Raw genomic sequence first — 17,638 nt, forward strand, 5'->3', positions numbered from 1 at the left:
GAGACATGAAATTTTCTATTCCTAGGGATGCGCTTATTAAGCCATTAAATTTGGTTGCGGGCGTGGTTGAGCGTAGACAAACCCTGCCGGTACTCGCAAATGTTCAAATTGTTACCGATGGCAATGAGCTGTCTCTTACTGGAACAGATTTGGAAGTCGAGCTGATTGGCCGGGTGTCGCTAGAACCGTCATCGGGCGCCGTCCCTGGTGAGATTACGGTACCTGCTAAGAAGTTGGTGGATATTTGTAAGGCACTACCAGAAGGTGCTCAGGTAGATATACAGCTAGATGAGCAAAAGCTGATTATTAAATCCGGCCGTAGCCGGTTTCAATTGTCGACGCTTTCTGCGAGTGACTTCCCCAGTGTTGAGCAAGGTAAAGGTGGGCAGCGCTTTACTGTTAAGCAAGGTGATTTAAAGCGGCTGATTGAAAAAACTAATTTTGCTATGGCCCAGCAGGATGTTCGTTATTATCTCAATGGTATGTTGTTTGAGGTAGAGAGTGGGCATTTACGCGTGGTAGCAACGGATGGTCATCGCCTTGCCATGGCTACCCTGCCCTGCGATATCAACGTCGATCAACCCTCTCAAGTTATTCTGCCTAGAAAGGGTGTCATTGAGTTGTCTCGCCTTTTGATGAATGAAGATCAAGATGCAGAGGTTATTGTTAGTAACAATCATATCCGGGTGGTTACTCAAGATTTCACGTTTACCTCAAAGCTCATTGATGGAAAATTCCCGGATTATGAGCGAGTTTTACCCCGTGGTAGTACTAAGCTGGTGTTGGGTTCACGGTCTGAATTAAAACAAGCCTTTGCGCGCACCGCGATACTATCCAATGAAAAATACCGCGGAATTCGTATCGTCTTAAGCTCTGGTAATTTACAAATTATTGCGAATAACCCAGAGCAGGAAGAAGCTGAAGAGACGGTTGCTGTCGATTATCAAGGTGAGAGCTTGGAAATCGGTTTTAATGTAAGTTACTTGCTGGATGTTTTATCTGCTGTATCAGGAGATACGGTTAAGTTTTCTTTGTCAGATGCCAATAGTTCGGCTTTGATAGAAGAATCTGAGAGTGAAGATTGCCAGTACGTTGTAATGCCAATGCGGCTTTAATCCACCATCTCCTCGTTTTTCTTTTTTGGGCAGGCTACTTTGCGATCTTCTAAGTATTTAAGGTTTCGCTGCCCCCTCTCCTCCCCTCTTTTTTATTTCATTTCGGTGGTCATTGTCTTCCAACAATGCTGGGCTTCTTCTTGGGCGGTTTTATGAGGTTGCAGCAGCTTTGTATTCGTCATTTTCGTAATATTATTAAAGCAGATTTGACCGGGCTTGCTGATTTTAACTTTATTCATGGCTTAAATGGCAGTGGCAAAACTAGCGCGCTGGAAGCCCTGCACACATTATCGGTAAGTCACTCATTTCGTAGTCGTAAAATAAAATCGGTAATTACTGAAGACCAAGATGCTTTGCTTGTACGAGGGGCATTGTCACCTAATAATCAAGCTGTTGAAAATGGCGAAGACTGGTTGGCCGTGCAACGTTCTCGAAGCCGAGGAACGTTGGTTAAATATAGACAGGAGCGCTTAGCTTCTGTGGGTGATATGGCAGGGTTGCTCCCTGTTCAACTAATTAACCCTGATAGCTTTGCCCTAATCGAGGGCTCCCCTTCCGTGCGACGACAGTTTTTAGACTGGTCGGTGTTCCACGTGAAACATCTAGACTTCTATATGTTTTGGCAACGTTATCGGAAAGCGCTACAACAGCGTAATTCTTTACTCAGACGTGGTAAAATAGACAAGGCTTTACTCGCAGCATGGGATAACGAAATTGCGGTGGTTGGCGAAAAAATAGCCCTTCAACGCCAACAACAATTCAATGACCTGGCTGTAAGGTTTGAATCAGTGTATTCCCGCTTGGGCGGTATTGAACCAAGCGAAAAAGACTACCCTGCTTTCAATATGCGCTTTAATGCTGGCTGGGATAATAGCCAAATTAGTTTGCTTGATAGTTTGGCTTCGTCTTTTGAGGGTGATCTTAGGCAGGGTTTTACCCGTCATGGCCCTCATCGCGCGGATATAGATTTTAGAGTGAATGGTCGCCCTGCGGCAGAATTATTGTCCAGGGGACAAATTAAAACCGTAGTGTGTGCTTTAAAGATTGCCCAGAGCCAGCTGCTAGAGGCTGCGGGTGTTACAGGTATTATGTTGATAGATGACTTACCTGCAGAATTGGATGCTAATCGCCGGGCAGCGCTTTTTGCGGAGTTAAGAAATATGCAGTCTCAGGTTTATGCGACCTCTATTGAATCGTCGGAGCTTGATTCGTCGTGGTGTGGAGGTAAAACCTTAAAAAGGTTCCACGTGGAACGTGGCAGTTTCTTTTAGGGTAGTTAGTACTCTTCTATCGTAAGTGGCTAGGAGAGGTAGGGCCAAAAAGGCTTTTTGCAGTATAGGCGAGAGAGTGAAGCTTGGGTTGAAGAAAATTTACCGAGCAAATTTGTGTTTTAGGTGGCGACTTTAGAGGTTATTACCGAGTATGGATGAGAACAAAAATTACGATTCTTCAAGTATCAAGGTGCTTAAAGGTCTGGACGCCGTCCGTAAGCGACCCGGAATGTATATCGGTGATACCGACGATGGTAGCGGCCTGCATCATATGGTGTTTGAAATCGTTGATAACTCTATTGACGAAGCCTTAGCAGGGCACTGTAGTAAAATAATGATCACTATCCATCCTGATGAGTCCGTATCTGTCGTTGATGACGGCCGTGGTGTCCCTACCGAGATGCATGAAGAAGGGGTTTCTGCAGCTGAAGTTATTATGACGGTACTTCATGCCGGTGGTAAATTTGACGACAATACCTACAAGGTTTCTGGTGGTTTACACGGCGTTGGTGTGTCGGTGGTAAATGCGCTTTCAGAAGAATTGCGGTTAACCATCCGTCGCGGTGGAAAAGTACATGAACAAGTTTATAAACACGGCGTACCACAGTCGCCTTTGAGTATTACGGGCGAGACTGAACGTACTGGCACAGAGGTTCGCTTTAAGCCCTCTGCAGAGACGTTTAGCAATATTGAATTCCACTTTGATTACCTGGCTAAGCGCATCAGGGAGCTCGCGTTTTTGAACTCGGGCGTCAATATTGAGTTGAAAGATGAGCGTAGCGGCGAGTCTGAAGTTTTTTGTTACGAAGGGGGGTTGAGCGCTTTTGTTGCCTACCTAAACCAAAATCGTAGTGCGGTAAATAAAGTTTTCCACTTTAGTACAGAAAGTGAAGATGGTGTGGGTGTTGAAGTTGCGCTGCAATGGAATGATGGCTTTCAGGAGAATATCTTCTGCTATACAAATAATATTCCTCAGCGCGATGGCGGTACGCATTTAGCGGGTTTTCGTGCGGGGCTAACCCGTAACTTAAACAATTATATTGAGCGTGAAGGCTTAGCCAAAAAAGCCAAGATCAGCACCACAGGTGATGATGCTCGTGAAGGTTTAATCGCCGTTATTTCGGTAAAAGTCCCCGATCCTAAATTTTCCTCACAAACAAAAGACAAGCTCGTATCCAGTGAAGTTAAAACCGTTGTAGAACAGGCAATGAGTGCCGAGTTTGGTGATTTTCTTATGGAAAATCCCAGCGAGGCCAAGCTTATTGTGCAAAAAATGCTGGATGCAGCCCGGGCTCGGGAAGCCGCCCGAAAAGCGAGAGAGATGACTCGCCGTAAAGGGGCGTTGGATATCGCCGGTTTGCCAGGAAAGCTAGCAGACTGCCAAGAGAAGGACCCTGCCCTCTCAGAAATTTACTTAGTGGAGGGTGATTCTGCAGGAGGCTCAGCCAAGCAAGGTCGCGATCGCCGTACTCAAGCTATTTTGCCGTTAAAAGGTAAAATTCTTAATGTTGAGAAAGCTCGCTTTGATAAGATGCTTTCCTCCGTTGAAGTTGGAACCATGGTGACCGCATTGGGCTGCGGTATTGGCAAAGATGAATTCAACCTTGATAAACTCCGTTATCACAGCATTATTATCATGACAGATGCTGATGTGGACGGCTCGCATATCCGTACCCTCCTCCTCACCTTCTTTTTCCGGCAAATGCCTGAGTTGATCGAAAATGGGCACGTTTTTATTGCCCAGCCACCCTTGTATAAAATTTCTCGGGGCAAGCAGCATCAATACCTAAAAGATGAACCTGCACTGGCCAATTATTTAACCCAATCTGCTCTAGATGGCGCTGCACTTTATGTGCATCCCGAAGCGGCACCAATTACCGGTACTGGGCTTGAGGTGTTAGTTAATAAATACCGTAAAGTCGAGTCGGTTATTAATCGCTTATCTCGAATTTATCCACCGGCAATTTTACGAGAAACGATTTATTTGCCGAGCCTAAAAGTAGAGTCACTTGCTGATAAATCAGCTGTGGATAGCTGGGCAACGGAGCTTGCTGAAGCTTCTGTAGAGTTAGAAGCAAAAGATCAGCGTTTTCGCTACGATGTCAGGGTAGTGGATAATCAAGAGCTGCATATTTTTGTTCCTGAAATTGAAGTTACTTCTCATGGAGTAAGCACCCACTATCAGTTTGGTCGTGATTTCTTCGGGTCTGGAGACTACCAAGCAATTGCAGATTTGGGTGAAAGCCTACAAGGTCTACTTGAAGAAGGCGCCTATATCCAGCGTGGTGAGCGCAAAGAAGAAATTGATACCTTTGATGAAGTTATGAGTTGGTTGATGCGTCAGGCAGAGCGTGGCTTTAACGTACAGCGTTATAAAGGGCTAGGTGAAATGAACCCAGACCAGCTATGGGAGACAACCATGGACCCCGATGCTCGGCGTATGTTGAGAGTCACTATTGAAGATGCAATCGCCGCAGACCAAATCTTTATCACCCTTATGGGGGATCAAGTTGAACCTCGACGGGCATTTATTGAGAGCAATGCACTTAAGGTCGCTAACTTAGATATTTAAGTTAGCCCTCCCCTTGAGCCAGACTATGTAATGGCCACAAAAAACCCCGCATTTGCGGGGTTTTTTGTGGGGAAAATATTTTCTGAAGGATACACCCTGCTATCTAAACCATTTCATCGCAGCGTTGTTCTATCCAGTTTGCTACTTCAACGATAAGCTCTTTGCTATTGCGCCCAACGGTTGGAATGGGTTCGCCAATGACTAAGGTGATGGTTCCGGGATAGATAAGTAAGCTTTTGGCTGGCCAGCAATAGCCAGCGTTGTGGGCAATAGGTAGTATCGGAACTTGACCGGCAACAGCGATATTGGCTCCACTGCGAGCATAATTCCCTCTGGTACCTACCGGGACGCGGGTACCTTCAGGAAAAAGCAATACATTGTAGTTTTCCTTTAAGCGAGCGACACCTTGCAGGGTAGCTTGTTTTAGCGCCTCTCGTGGGTTGCTGCGATCAATGCCGATAGCGTTCATCATTTTTAGCGCCCAACCAAAAAAAGGCACTTTAAATAACTCTCGTTTAACGACAGTCGCTACTGGGGATAAAAACCATTGAAGGTAGAAGGTTTCCCATTGGCTTTGGTGTTTAGAAAGTGCGACATAAGGTACTTGTTTGGGTAGTGTGCCAATAACTTTAATTTTGACGCCGCAGCAAATTCGTAGCCACCAAATAATCCAGTGATTACCAATAACAAAGTAACGGCTACGCACATGAAAGGGTAAATAAAAAGTGAAGACAACACCGGTGAGGCTGAAAAAAGTGGTTAATAGTGCGTAGCCTACGAAAAACAGCATCGACCGAGGATAAGCTAAAATTTTAGTGAGCGTGGTCATCCACATATTCCCAGTGCGTAAACAAAGCTATGGCCACCCTCTCCCACGCCCGGCGGTTAAGAGGTGGGAGGGATGACCGGTTTTAATTTTTGTTAACCAACCTCGAAATGTCAGCTGCTTGTAGAAATAAGGCTTGCAGCTGGCTTAATAAGGCCAGTCTATTATTCCTCACTTCAAGATTATCGGCATTCACCATGACCTGATCAAAGAACTGGTCAACGGGTTGTTGCAAACCAGCCAAGCCCTTTAAGGCTTCTTCATAGCGATGTTCAGCAAATAATGGCGACACACTTTGTGATTGCTTTGCTAGAGCGTCAGCCAGTGATTTTTCTGCGGGCTCTTGTAGCAATGCAGTATCCAGCGACAATGTTGAGGTTTCCGCTTTGGCAAGAATATTGGAGACGCGTTTGTTAGCCGCGGCCAAGGCCTCTGCTTCAGGAAGTTGGGCAAAACTTTGCACTGCATGTACCCGGGCATTTATGTCACTAGGTTGACTAAGTCCTTTGGCACTAACAGCTAAAAAGACTTCTCCACGAATGCCTTGGTCTTCATACCACGCTTTAAGACGCTCCAATATATAGTTAAGAATTTGCTCGCTTAACGCATTGCTGGCTTCAACCTTGGGATGTTGAGCGATGGCTTGCTCAACCAGTGGTCGTAAATCCAAAGCTAAATTCTTTTCGATAATTAACCGCAGTACAGCTAAAGAAGCACGGCGAAGTGCAAAGGGATCTTTGGAGCCACTCGGTAACTGGCCGATACCAAAGATACCGGTAATGGTATCTAGGCGATCTGCTAGTGCTAGCACCGTACCAACTTCAGACTCGGGAAGTGAATCGCTGGCGAAGCGCGGCATATATTGCTCGTTCATTGCGAGTGCAACAGACTCATCTTCACCGTCATTGCGGGCATAGTAATAGCCTGCAATACCTTGCATATCGTCAAACTCACCCACCATTTCGGTGACCAAATCACTCTTGCATAGCAGGCCTGCGCGAGTTGCTTTTTCTGCGTCAACGCCCAGCTCTAATGCTATTAGTTGAGCAAGTTTAGCTACTCGTTCTGTTTTTTCAAAAACAGTGCCGAGCTTATCTTGAAACACAATCTTGTGAAGTTTTTCTCTTTGTTTTAGTAAGCTTGTTTTGCAATCTGTTTCAAAGAAGAACGCCGCATCACTTAAACGAGGACGAATAACACGCTCATTACCGTCGATAACTTTTTGTGGATCGCTGCTTTCAATATTGGCAACAGTGATAAAATGCGGCATAAGTGAGCCGTTTTTATCTTCAACATGAAAGTACTTTTGATGTTCTTTCATAGATGATATTAATGCTTCGGCAGGGACTTTTAAGAAGCGCTCTTCAAAGCTGCCTGATAAAGCAACCGGCCATTCAACCAATGCAGTAACTTCGTTGAGAAGGTCATCAGCAATAACCGCATTACCGCCGAGCGCAACTCCGGCAGCAGAGACTTGATTGCGAATCATATCCTGGCGACGCTGGAAGTCAGCAATAACCTTCCCTTGCTGTTCCAGCAGGTTTTCGTAATCAGCGGCTTTACTTAAGGTGAGTTCACCTTGACTATGAAAGCGGTGACCGCGAGTGGTATTGCCGCTTTTGAGTCCGGGCACGGGCTCGCAGTTAAGGGTCTCTTCGCCAAACAAAACCAACAACCAGTGAACTGGGCGAACAAACTCTGCGCGAGAAGCACCCCATCGCATACGCTTAGGAATAGGCAGGCTCGCCAATGCTTGGCTGATCAGCTCCGACACAATATTTGCCGTGCTTGCCCCTTTGGCCAGGGAACGGTAGCAAAGCTTGTCTTGTTTTCCATCGTTAGCCACACAGTCTTTTAAAGACTCGACAGCAATGCCATTTTTGCTGGCAAAGGCTTGGGCTGCACGGGTGGCCTCTCCGTTATCATCAAAAGCAACTTTGACAGGCGGCCCCCATATTTCTAGCGATTTATCGGGAGCATTTTCGGCTAAGCTTGAAATCAACAGAGCAAGACGCCGAGGTGATGCAAAGATTTTAATACCGTCATGCTCAAGCGCTAATTCGGCAAGCTGCTGGCTGACTGAATCGCGGAAGGCTTCAGACAGGTTTTTGAGTGCTTTGGGTGGCAGCTCTTCAGTGCCAACTTCAATTAATAAATCACGATGGCTCATACCTTGTCCTCCAAGCTGGCAAGAACTTCCTTGCGAAGGGATTCCTCTGCCATAGGGAAGCCCAGCGCGGCTCGGGAATCAAAATAAGCTTGGGCAACGGCTCTTGCCAGCCCACGCACCCGCAGAATAAACCGCTGCCGTTCGGTAACCGAGATAGCGTGTCTGGCGTCGAGAAGGTTAAACGCATGAGAGGCCTTCATCACCATTTCGTAAGCAGGTAAAGGTAGGTTTTTTGTAATTAGGCGCTGGCTTTCCGTTTCATAGTGGTCAAATTGTTTAAACAACTGCTCAACATCGGCTTCTTCAAAATTGTAGCGGGACATTTCCACTTCGTTTTGATGAAACACATCGCCATAGCTGACGGGGCCAGACGGGCCGTGTGTCCACACTAAGTCATAGATGCTATCCACGCCTTGCAGGTACATAGCAATGCGCTCCAGGCCATAAGTGATTTCGCCGCTAACGGGGTAACACTCCAAGCCACCTACTTGCTGAAAATACGTAAACTGGGTGACTTCCATGCCGTTCAGCCATACCTCCCAGCCCAATCCCCAGGCGCCCAAGGTTGGGGACTCCCAGTTGTCTTCAACAAAGCGAATATCGTGCACGGTGGGATCAATACCCAGCATGCGCAAGGAGTCCAGATAAAGCTCCTGAATATTCAGAGGCGATGGTTTCATGATGACCTGAAATTGATAGTAGTGCTGAAGGCGATTGGGGTTTTCGCCATAGCGGCCATCAGTCGGTCGGCGGCAGGGCTGTACATAGGCGGTATTCCAGCCCTCAGGGCCGATCGCCCGCAAAAAGGTGGCTGGATGGAAAGTGCCGGCACCGACTTCCATATCCAATGGCTGCAAAATGACACACCCCTGTTCTGCCCAATATTGTTGCAGTGCCAGGATGAGTCCTTGAAATGTGCCAAGGTCTGCCTTGCTCACAGTGTTTCCCCGCTGTTCAAACAAAGAGACGAATTATACAGAGTTGGGCCCGGCAGCGGTAAACATGGGCGGAATTTCCTTTTCTGCGCTTAAATTGCATTGCCGCTGGTGCCTACTCGGGGGTAATTGTTACTATCAGTTAGCATTTTTAAGGGCGGTATTCTGATGGGAAAAATTATCGGCGCGGTTCTCGGTTTTATGATGGGCGGGCCATTGATGGCGCTGCTGGGCTTGGCAGTGGGACATTTCTTTGATCGCGGCTTGGGTAAAGCCATGCGCTTTAATTACGGTGCCGAGCGGGAACACATAGAAAAAGTGTTTTTTGACACCGTGTTTCGGGTGATGGGTCACTTGGCCAAAGCAGACGGGCGAGTGAGCGAATCGGAAATTGCTCAAGCCGAAGCCATCATGACTCAGCTTGGCTTGAGTGGCCAACGTCGTCAGGACGCGATTAGCCGTTTTAAAGAAGGGAGTGGCAGTGACTTTTTGCTGGAGCCACAGATTGCCGAATTTGTGCGTGTGGTTGGACGGCAAAACTTGTTGCGCCGCTTATTGCTGGAAGCGCTACTGGCCATGGCGTTAGCTGATGGTCATTTTGATGCGGCTGAAAAAGACGTTTTACAAAAAGTTGCCCAGTATTTAGGGGTTTCTGCGGCAGACTTTGAACGGCTTTTGCAAATGGCCAGTGCCCAGCAGCGTTTTCATCAAGGCGGTGGTCAACAACAGGGCTGGGGAAGCAGCCCCCGGCCGAACGAGCTTGATGAGGCATATCAAGCTTTGGGCGTTAGCAAAAGCGCGACTGATGCAGAATTAAAACGCGCATATCGAAAATTAATGAGCGAGCATCACCCCGACAAGCTGATTGCTAAGGGGGTACCGGATGAGATGGTTAAGCTGGCTACGGAAAAATCCCAAGAAATTCAGGGCGCCTACGAGCTGATAAAGAAGAGTCGCGGAAAATAACAGCCTGCTCAAATGTATTGGGCGGCTTGAATCTCCTGATAGCGTTTGGCCCAGGTTGTAAAGTGGTCTGCGGGAATAGCGGGAGAGTACAAAAACCCTTGGGCTTTATCGCATTGGCGTTCTTTTAATATTCGTCGCTGTTGCAGGTTTTCTACCCCTTCGGCGACCACTTCCATCTTAAAACTATGGGCCATGGCAATAACAGCATTGGCCAAGGTGACGCTGTCCTGGCTGGCCTCTATCCCATGAATAAAGCTTTTGTCGATTTTTAATGTATCAAAAGGGTAGCGTTTAAGGTAGCTGAGTGAAGCATAGCCCGTACCAAAATCGTCTATGGATAAGCGTACGCCCAAGGCTTTCAGGCGTTGAAAGCATTCCCTGACATAGGGCGCATCATTAATTAATAGGCCTTCGGTAATTTCCAGTTCCAGCATGGCGGGATCCATTCCCGTACGCTTTATGGTCTCTTCGACGCTATTTACAATATGGCCATCTTTAAATTGTCGTGATGAAATATTCACGGCCACCCGGATGGGTGGCAAGCCAGACTGCCGCCATTGCACAGCTTGTTGGCAGGCGTTCTGCAGGACCCAATCACCAATGGGAATAATTAAGCCGCTGTCTTCGGCTATGTGGATAAAGTCGTCGGGACCGGGGTTTAGTAATTTATCGTTGTGCCATCGCAACAATACTTCTACCCCAACCAATTGGTTATTTTTCAGGTCAATCACAGGTTGGTAGTGAAGACTGAGCTCTTCCCGCTCTATAGCATGCCGCAGATGGTTTTCGGTCAACATGCGTTGCTCGACACGGAAACTCATGGTCTCGTCAAACACGCAGTAGCGATTGCCCCCCTCTTCTTTAGCCGCAAACATGGCGGCTTCAGCGCTGCGAAGCAAGGATGCGGCGTCGCTGCCGTCGCTGGGAAACTGGGTTAAGCCGATACTGGCGGTGAGGTTGATCTCGTTATTATCAATGTAAAAAGGCCGTTTAATATCGTCAAGAATGACATCGGATATGGCCATGGCCTCGCCAAGAGAGCTTCCTTCAGATAATAACAGCAGAAACTCATCCGCGCCGACGTGGGCAAGGATTTGCTCGTCGCCAATGCAGGCACGGAGCCGTTCGGCTATAGCATTGAGCAATTTATCGACAACAATATGACCCAGCGAGTCATTGAGGTAGCGAATACGATCTATATCGATATGCGCCAGGCTAAAAACATCGCTACTATTGTGACAGCTGGCAGCGCAATTGTTGAGTTTTTTGATAGCCAGATGGCGGTTAGGCAAGCCGGTTAATACACTGTAATGCTCTTGAATAAACAGCCTATCTGCAATGGATTTGTGTTCAGAAATATCTTCGCAGTTGACCAGTAATTGTTCCCAGTGGTCGGCGGTATCTAGCAACGGTGTCACCGTAACCAACATATGTTTATCGTGGTCAGAGACGGGAAAGCGCAGTTCACCCTTCCATGATTTGCCTTGGTCTATACTTTTTTGTATTCGAGATTGGATCTTTTCGGGGATGTTTTTTCCCAACTCAAGAACGTTAAAATTATTGTAAAGCGTTTTGATATCAAGCTGTATCATCTCTGCAAAGCAGCAATTACAGTAAGTAATTTTAAATTGGCGGTTTACCAGCATTATTGCAGTTGAGCCCTGTTCTAATAATTGCTCTAGATAGCGACTGTGTTTTCTGGCTGATTGTAGCTGGCGGCTTTGTCGCTGCAGATAAATAGCGACACCGATTAGACTTAAAAACAAGCTTACAACCACGCCGGCAAGAGCTTGCTGTTCAGACGATAGGGTTTTTAGAGGTAAGAGGTAGGCGGCGCCAGCTAAGGCGATACCCGTACTTACTGTTAGGGCAAAGACAAGAAAACCCATCGACAACCTGTTAAATGATGTTGCTGTTACTATTACCAAGCATAGCCTAGCTTGAGTAGCAGTGGTACCAAAAGGATAGTGGTGCTTTTAATTGTTATTCAGGGCCAGGCTCAGCAACGCAGCTTTTGGGCCACCATGAGGGCGAGATCCGCGCCGCTATGGTCGAGCTTCGTTTCCTCGCTTCGTTCCTCATAATAACATAATTGTAAGCTTTGAATTTGCGAGGGTAGCTCGCCTTTTTGAAGGATGAAAGCGGGGTTGCTAGGTCCGTTATTTTTGCCCTCAGCGGCCAGAAACGTTTGATAAAACAACATACCGCCGGGCTTTAAGGCCAAGGCCAGCGCCGGTAATAGTGGGCGGCTCAAAAAATAACTCACGACAATAACATCAAAGCTGTGTTGGCTTAAATCAATATTGTCGAGGTTGGCAACACGGCTTGTTATGGGTAGCTGATGTTGTTGGGCATATTGATCCAGACGCTGCAACGCCATATCGGAAATATCCCAAGTCTCGCAATGCCAGCCCCGTTCAGCTAGAAATACCGCATTGCCGCCAAGGCCACAGGCTAAATCCAGTGCGGTCCCCGGTGATGCAGGTAAACGTGCGGCCTGCTCTTGCAGCACCGCGCATGGGGGTTTTGGCAGAGGCGTATCGCGGTGACGGTGGTTCCATTTTTTGCGCAGCTCATTCATGCGCTTAGCGGCGCCAAAATGAAGGTAGAAATAGCACCAGTAAAGTGAATATCTCTAGCCGTCCCAGCAGCATGGCGTAGCAAAGAATCCACTTGCCCGTGTCGCTGACACTGCGATAGCTTTGGGCAACATCGCCCAAGCCGGGCCCTAAATTATTGATTGAAGCGGCTGTAGCAGAGAATGCGGTAATGGCGTCTAACCCGAAGGCCATCATGGCCAAGGTGATGAGCATAAAAGAGATGATATAGATTGCCACAAAGCTCCATACCGCACTAACAACCTTGGCCTCTACTCGGTGGCGCCCGACTTTAAGAGGAATAACGGCATTGGGGTGTAATAATTGCCGCATTTCTCGCAGACCTTGTTTGGCCACCAGCATAACGCGAATGACTTTTATCCCGCCTCCAGTGGAGCCTGAGCAGCCGCCAACAAAGGACAGCATAATCAGCGCCATGGGTAAAAAGCTGGGCCAAATCGAGAAGTCTTCGGCACCAAATCCCGCGGTTGTAGCGACGGATACCGTGTGAAAGATGCCGTGGATAAAGCTGTCTTTAAGGCTGAATGTCTCGCTGTGATATAGCTCTAGACTAATGGCCATCGTGGCAATAGCTAGCAGCGAGAGATAAAACTTGCTCTCTGAATCTTGTAGATAATAGCGCCACCGGAAGCCTCGACAGGCGTGAAAGTGGGTGGCGAAACTCATACCGGAAATAACCATAAATCCGCTACAAATCATTAAAATCAACGAGCTGTCAAAATAGCCCATGCTGGCGTCATGGGTAGAAAAGCCGCCAATGGCGATGGTAGAAAACGCATGGCAGATGGCGTCGAATGCACTCATGCCAGCTAGCCAATAGCTGAGTGAGCAAATGATGGTAAGACCCAAATACATCAGAAATAAAAGTTTTGCGGTGCCAGCGATACGCGGGGTGAGTTTAGTGTCTTTTACCGGTCCGGGGATTTCAGCTCGAAACAGCTGCATGCCCCCTATTCCCAAAATAGGCAGGATAGCCACGGCGATAACGATAATGCCGATGCCGCCCAGCCACTGTAAAAACTGCCGGTAGAATAAAATGGATATAGGCAGTTCATCGAGGCCCACAATCACCGTGGCACCGGTGGTGGTCAGGCCAGAAATAGACTCAAACACCGCTTCGCTGATGGATAGATCGGGTTGATCAGAGAGGAGAAATGGCAGCGCACCGAATAAACCGAGAACAGTCCAAAACAGCGATACCACCAAAAAACCATCGCGAATGCCCAAGTCACGTTTTTGGCTGCGGCGGTTGGGAAGCCAGAACACAAGCCCGCTTAAAAATGTCACCGCAAACGCGGTGCCAAAAGCGTGGCTGGCGCCGTCGTGGAACAATAATGACAAACCGCCGGGCACAGCCATGGTCAAGCTGAATATCATCAACAGTACGCCGATAATGCGGGAAATAATGTTGAGATGCATGGCGGTTGCTGGGTCTCTTTAAACGTTGGTTACCTTTAAAAGAAGGTAAATCCGACTTGAAACAGTTTTTCTACCTGTTTGATCTTAGATTTATCAATCAAGAACAGAATGAGGTGGTCTTCCGACTCTACTACCAAGTGGCTATGGGCAATTTGCACTTCTTCACCCCGGACCAGCGCACCAATGCTCACTCCTTCTGGCAAATCAATTTCATCCAGCCGACGGCCGACCACTTTTGATGATCGACTATCGCCATGGGCGATAATTTCCAGCGCCTCGGCGGCACCCCGGCGTAGCGCGTGAACATTATAAATATCGCCTCGGCGCACGTGGGTAAGCAGGCTGCCGATGGTGATTTGTTGGGGCGACAGGGCAATATCAATATCACCCCCTTGCACCAAGTCGACATAAGCCGGGTTGGTGATCAGAGTGATGACTTTTTTGGCCCCCATCCGCTTGGCCAGCAGTGATGACATGATGTTGGCTTCATCGTCGTTGGTCAGGGCGAGAAAGACATCGGTTTCGTCGATGTTTTCTTGGGCGAGCAGGTCGTGATCAGAGGCACTGCCATGCAATACAATCGCGCGGCTTAAGTGCTCAGATAGGGTGCGGCAGCGTTCGTAGCTGCGTTCGATAATTTTAATGTGGTAGCGACCTTCGGTTGCCATTGCCAATCTTTCGCCAATATTGCCGCCCCCGGCAATCACCAAGCGTTTGTAATTGGTGTCGACTTTTCGCATTTCACTCATTACCGGCATGATGTTTTTCTTGGCGGCAATAAAAAAGACTTCGTCTCCGGCTTCCACCACGGTATGCCCTTCTGGTGCGATGGCGGTACCCCGCCGAAAAATGGCGGCGACTCGGGTGTCGACATTGGGCATATGATCGCGGATAGCAGAAAGCTCATTGCCGACCAAGGGGCCGCCGTAATAGGCCTTAACTGCGACCAGCTGTACTTTTCCGTCGGCAAAATCCAAAACCTGTAACGCACCGGGGTATTGCAACAACCGGCCGATGTATTTGGTTACCAACTCCTCTGGGCTAATAAAGACATCGATGGGGATGGCATCGTTGCCAAACAGCTTCTCAACATTGGTGTAAGCGTTGGCGCGGATACGGGATATTTTGGTGGGGGTTCTGAACAGTGTTTGGGCAACCTGACAGGCCACCATGTTGATCTCGTCGCTGTTGGTGACGGCAATAAGCATGTCGGCATCATCTGCCCCGGCCCTGGCCAATACGTCAGGGTGCGAGGCCGAACCCGTTACCGTTCCTATATCTAGACGGTCTTGCAGCTCCCGCAAGCGGTCCTGATCTCGGTCCACTACGGTAATGTCATTGTGCTCGCTGGCAAGGTTGGCCGCGAGGGTGCCGCCCACTTGTCCGGCTCCGAGAATAATGATTTTCATGGCAGGCGCTGGCCCCGGCTTGTTGTGGTGCTGTGCATTGTGCGACTAAGGTCCATCAGGACTCAAGCCTTGCGGCGTAGTTGCGCATAAAAGAAACCATCGGCCCCGGCTTTTGTCGGCAAAATTTGTCTACCAGCAGCTTGGGGTATGCCCCAGTCTGCTGAAATAGGGAGTAACTCTGCGTCAGCGTGATCGGCAAGAAAGGCGACGACGGTGTCGCTGTTTTCTTGAGGTAGCACTGAGCAGGTGGCATAAACCAGAATACCACCGGGTTTTAGCGTGACCCACAATGCCTGCAACAACTGTTGTTGTAATTGGGCAAGGGCAGCAATGTCGTTGGCGCGCCGGTGTAACAGGATGTCTGGATTGCGGCGGAGCACACCCGTGGCGCTGCAAGGCGCGTCCAGCAAGATTCGATCAAAGCCCTCTCCGTCCCACCAGATATCGGTTTCAGTGGCGTCGGCGGCCAGCAAAGTGGCATTAAAAGACAGCCTTGTCAGATTGCTTTCCACCCGAGCCAAGCGGCTGTCGTCAATATCCAGGGCAACGAGTTCGGCCAGTTCTGGTTGCGCTTCTAAAATGGCGCCGCTTTTGCCGCCGGGGGCTGCACAGGCATCTAATACCCGTTGGCCGGGGGCCAAATCGAGCAAGGTGGTACAGAGTTGGGCGGCTTCGTCTTGAACACTGGCCGCACCGGATTCAAATTCGGGTAGCTTATCAACCCCACAAGGCTGGTGTAGGCGCAGGCCGTGGTTGGCGAAATCACAGGGGCTGGCGTCTATTTCGACGGCAGCCATCGCTTGGGCATAGTCGGCGACCGAGTATTGTTGCCGATTAACCCGTAAACACATGGGTGGATGGCTGATATTGGCCGTGGTGATTTGCTCAATATGGTCGGGCCAGGATTCGGCTATGGCCTTGTACAGCCAGTCGGGGTGTGCGGTCGCAGCTGCGGGCTTGAGGTTTGAAAACAGCGCCTCGCCTTCTCGTTGGCAGCGCCGTAACAGCGCGTTGATCAAACCCGCTGCCCAAGGTTTGCCTAAAGCTTTGGCAGCGTCGACGGTGGTGTTGATAACTGCGTGGCTGGGTACCCGCGTGTAAAACAGCTGGTAAACGCCGATGTAAACCAATAACCGGATGTCGTCGTCTTTGCTTTTAAAGGGTTTTTTGAACAAGGGCATAAGGGCGGCATGTAAACGCCAGTAGTGCCGTAAGGTGCCGTAGCACAGTTCTCGAAACAGCGGACGTTGTTCTGGTTTGAGTGGTTTTTCATCAATGGGGAGCTGGCGGCTGAGAGACGCACCAGCCAGGACGGCGGCAAGACATTTTGCAGCGGCTTGTCTGGGATCAGTTTTTTTGTTTTTCACGCGCGACCCAACTGTGTGCCAGGGGCAAATAGTTGTGCTTTTGAGTTTAAAATTTCGGCGGCAGACATGGCTCTGGCTCCTGGCAATTGGATGGCGAGGAGGCGGAGCGCGCCGCTGCCACAGGCCACCGTAATGCCCTGTTTGTCGGCTTGCAAAATAGTGCCAGCTTCGCCGTCAGCGTCAGCGTCAGCTACAGGCTGAGCCTGCCAAATTTTAATTCGGGTCTCTGCCAAGTTGGTGTAACAACAGGGAAAGGGGTTAAACGCGCGGATTTTTCTATCTAGAGTCGCTGAACTTTGGCTCCAATCGATCTCGGCTTCTATCTTGTCAATTTTTGCCGCGTAATTGCTGTCGTCGTCATTCTGGGCCTGGGCGATTGCTGTACCGGTCGCCAGCGAATTAATGGCGTCAATCAGTGCGGGGCCGCCAAGTTTTGCCAAGGTGTCGTGCAACTCGGCAGAGGTGGTGGTGCTGGTAATCTCGCATTTGGCGATGCGCAGCATGTCACCGGTATCAAGCCCGGCATCCATCTGCATAATCGTTACCCCGGTTTCACGGTCGCCCGCTTCGATGGCCCGCTGAATCGGTGCGGCGCCGCGCCATCTTGGCAAGATCGAACCGTGTACATTGACGCAGCCAAAGCGGGGAATATCCAAAACCGCTTGGGGCAGAATCAAACCGTAGGCCACCACAATCATTAAGTCGGCACGGAGCCCAGCCAGTTCTTGCCGGGCGCTATCTTCTTTAAAATTAATAGGCTGAAACACCGGGAGTTCAGCACGTTCTGCCAGCTGTTTTACCGGGCTTGGTTTGGGTTTTTTGCCCCGGCCCGCAGGGCGATCAGGCTGGCTGTAAACGCCAACAATGTCGTGTTGTCCATTGTCCAAAAGCGCTTGCAAGTGCGCGGCGGCAAAGTCCGGGGTGCCGGCAAAAACCAGCCTCAGACGGGGTGTATCCATAAGGCTGATTT

At 49.1% G+C, this 17,638-nt stretch carries 13 protein-coding genes; 4 read left to right on the top strand and 9 right to left on the bottom strand.

All coding sequences use genetic code 11. The features are described 5' to 3' along the window. Window positions 1–5: 5 nt before the first annotated feature. The 3 genes from dnaN (at window position 6) to gyrB (ending at window position 4,958) form a co-directional block, all read left to right on the top strand. Window positions 6–1,115 (top strand): DNA polymerase III subunit beta, encoded by a 1,110-nt coding sequence (gene dnaN, locus IMCC21906_RS02095; RefSeq protein ID WP_047010778.1) that lies wholly within the window; start codon window positions 6–8, stop codon window positions 1,113–1,115. Window positions 1,116–1,267: 152 nt separating this feature from the next. Continuing rightward, window positions 1,268–2,386 (top strand): DNA replication/repair protein RecF, encoded by a 1,119-nt coding sequence (recF, locus tag IMCC21906_RS02100; RefSeq protein ID WP_047013061.1) that lies wholly within the window; start codon window positions 1,268–1,270, stop codon window positions 2,384–2,386. A 151-nt stretch (window positions 2,387–2,537) separates the two neighbouring features. Next, entirely contained in the window at window positions 2,538–4,958 is a 2,421-nt protein-coding gene (gene gyrB / locus IMCC21906_RS02105) for a DNA topoisomerase (ATP-hydrolyzing) subunit B (protein ID WP_047010779.1), read from the top strand. Window positions 4,959–5,061: 103 nt separating this feature from the next. On the opposite strand, the gene IMCC21906_RS02110 is transcribed toward gyrB, so the two are convergent. The 3 genes from IMCC21906_RS02110 to glyQ form a co-directional block, all read right to left on the bottom strand. After that, on the bottom strand, window positions 5,062–5,787 hold the full coding sequence (locus IMCC21906_RS02110; protein WP_047010780.1) for a 1-acyl-sn-glycerol-3-phosphate acyltransferase: 726 nt from the start codon (window positions 5,785–5,787) through the stop codon (window positions 5,062–5,064). Window positions 5,788–5,869: 82 nt separating this feature from the next. Next, window positions 5,870–7,954 (bottom strand): glycine--tRNA ligase subunit beta, encoded by a 2,085-nt coding sequence (gene glyS, locus IMCC21906_RS02115; protein WP_047010781.1) that lies wholly within the window; start codon window positions 7,952–7,954, stop codon window positions 5,870–5,872. After that, entirely contained in the window at window positions 7,951–8,892 is a 942-nt protein-coding gene (gene glyQ / locus IMCC21906_RS02120; protein ID WP_047010782.1) for a glycine--tRNA ligase subunit alpha, read from the bottom strand. The genes glyS and glyQ overlap by 4 nt, the downstream gene beginning before the upstream one ends. A gap of 165 nt (window positions 8,893–9,057) precedes the next feature. On the opposite strand from glyQ, the gene djlA reads away from it, so the two are divergent. Further along, window positions 9,058–9,855, top strand: coding sequence for a co-chaperone DjlA (djlA, locus tag IMCC21906_RS02125; RefSeq protein WP_047010783.1), 798 nt, complete (start codon window positions 9,058–9,060; stop codon window positions 9,853–9,855). A gap of 8 nt (window positions 9,856–9,863) precedes the next feature. Here the strand turns inward: djlA and IMCC21906_RS02130 are convergent, their stop codons facing one another. The 6 genes from IMCC21906_RS02130 to fmt form a co-directional block, all read right to left on the bottom strand. Next, complete coding sequence (locus IMCC21906_RS02130; RefSeq protein ID WP_052763319.1) at window positions 9,864–11,744, bottom strand: EAL domain-containing protein; 1,881 nt, start codon at window positions 11,742–11,744, stop codon at window positions 9,864–9,866. Between the two features lie 110 nt (window positions 11,745–11,854). After that, window positions 11,855–12,436 carry a methyltransferase domain-containing protein gene (locus IMCC21906_RS02135; protein WP_047010784.1) on the bottom strand — a complete coding sequence of 194 codons (582 nt, stop codon included), beginning with the start codon at window positions 12,434–12,436 and terminating at the stop codon, window positions 11,855–11,857. A gap of 4 nt (window positions 12,437–12,440) precedes the next feature. Beyond that, entirely contained in the window at window positions 12,441–13,892 is a 1,452-nt protein-coding gene (locus IMCC21906_RS02140) for a TrkH family potassium uptake protein (RefSeq protein WP_047010785.1), read from the bottom strand. 35 nt (window positions 13,893–13,927) lie between these two features. Continuing rightward, window positions 13,928–15,301: a Trk system potassium transporter TrkA gene (gene trkA, locus IMCC21906_RS02145; protein WP_047010786.1), complete on the bottom strand. Its 1,374-nt coding sequence runs from the start codon at window positions 15,299–15,301 to the stop codon at window positions 13,928–13,930. A 62-nt stretch (window positions 15,302–15,363) separates the two neighbouring features. Beyond that, window positions 15,364–16,668 carry a 16S rRNA (cytosine(967)-C(5))-methyltransferase RsmB gene (rsmB, locus tag IMCC21906_RS02150; RefSeq protein WP_047010787.1) on the bottom strand — a complete coding sequence of 435 codons (1,305 nt, stop codon included), beginning with the start codon at window positions 16,666–16,668 and terminating at the stop codon, window positions 15,364–15,366. Beyond that, the gene (gene fmt / locus IMCC21906_RS02155) at window positions 16,665–17,627 is read right to left on the bottom strand and encodes a methionyl-tRNA formyltransferase (protein ID WP_047010788.1); all 963 of its coding nucleotides are present in this window, start codon (window positions 17,625–17,627) and stop codon (window positions 16,665–16,667) included. Before fmt ends, rsmB begins: the two co-directional genes overlap by 4 nt. Window positions 17,628–17,638: the final 11 nt, after the last annotated feature.

The sequence above is a fragment of the Spongiibacter sp. IMCC21906 genome (genome assembly GCF_001010805.1).
In the GTDB taxonomy this organism is placed as follows: domain Bacteria; phylum Pseudomonadota; class Gammaproteobacteria; order Pseudomonadales; family Spongiibacteraceae; genus Spongiibacter.

Bases quoted from the DNA above. Each gene is read 5' to 3' on its own strand.
- dnaN (WP_047010778.1), top strand. From the start codon at position 6: ATGAAATTTTCTATTCCTAGGGATGCGCTTATTAAGCCATTAAATTTG.
- recF (WP_047013061.1), top strand. From the start codon at position 1,268: ATGAGGTTGCAGCAGCTTTGTATTCGTCATTTTCGTAATATTATTAAA.
- gyrB (WP_047010779.1), top strand. From the start codon at position 2,538: ATGGATGAGAACAAAAATTACGATTCTTCAAGTATCAAGGTGCTTAAA.
- IMCC21906_RS02110 (WP_047010780.1), bottom strand. From the start codon at position 5,787: ATGACCACGCTCACTAAAATTTTAGCTTATCCTCGGTCGATGCTGTTT.
- glyS (WP_047010781.1), bottom strand. From the start codon at position 7,954: ATGAGCCATCGTGATTTATTAATTGAAGTTGGCACTGAAGAGCTGCCA.
- djlA (WP_047010783.1), top strand. From the start codon at position 9,058: ATGGGAAAAATTATCGGCGCGGTTCTCGGTTTTATGATGGGCGGGCCA.
- IMCC21906_RS02130 (WP_052763319.1), bottom strand. From the start codon at position 11,744: ATGGGTTTTCTTGTCTTTGCCCTAACAGTAAGTACGGGTATCGCCTTA.
- IMCC21906_RS02135 (WP_047010784.1), bottom strand. From the start codon at position 12,436: ATGAATGAGCTGCGCAAAAAATGGAACCACCGTCACCGCGATACGCCT.
- IMCC21906_RS02140 (WP_047010785.1), bottom strand. From the start codon at position 13,892: ATGCATCTCAACATTATTTCCCGCATTATCGGCGTACTGTTGATGATA.
- trkA (WP_047010786.1), bottom strand. From the start codon at position 15,301: ATGAAAATCATTATTCTCGGAGCCGGACAAGTGGGCGGCACCCTCGCG.
- fmt (WP_047010788.1), bottom strand. From the start codon at position 17,627: ATGGATACACCCCGTCTGAGGCTGGTTTTTGCCGGCACCCCGGACTTT.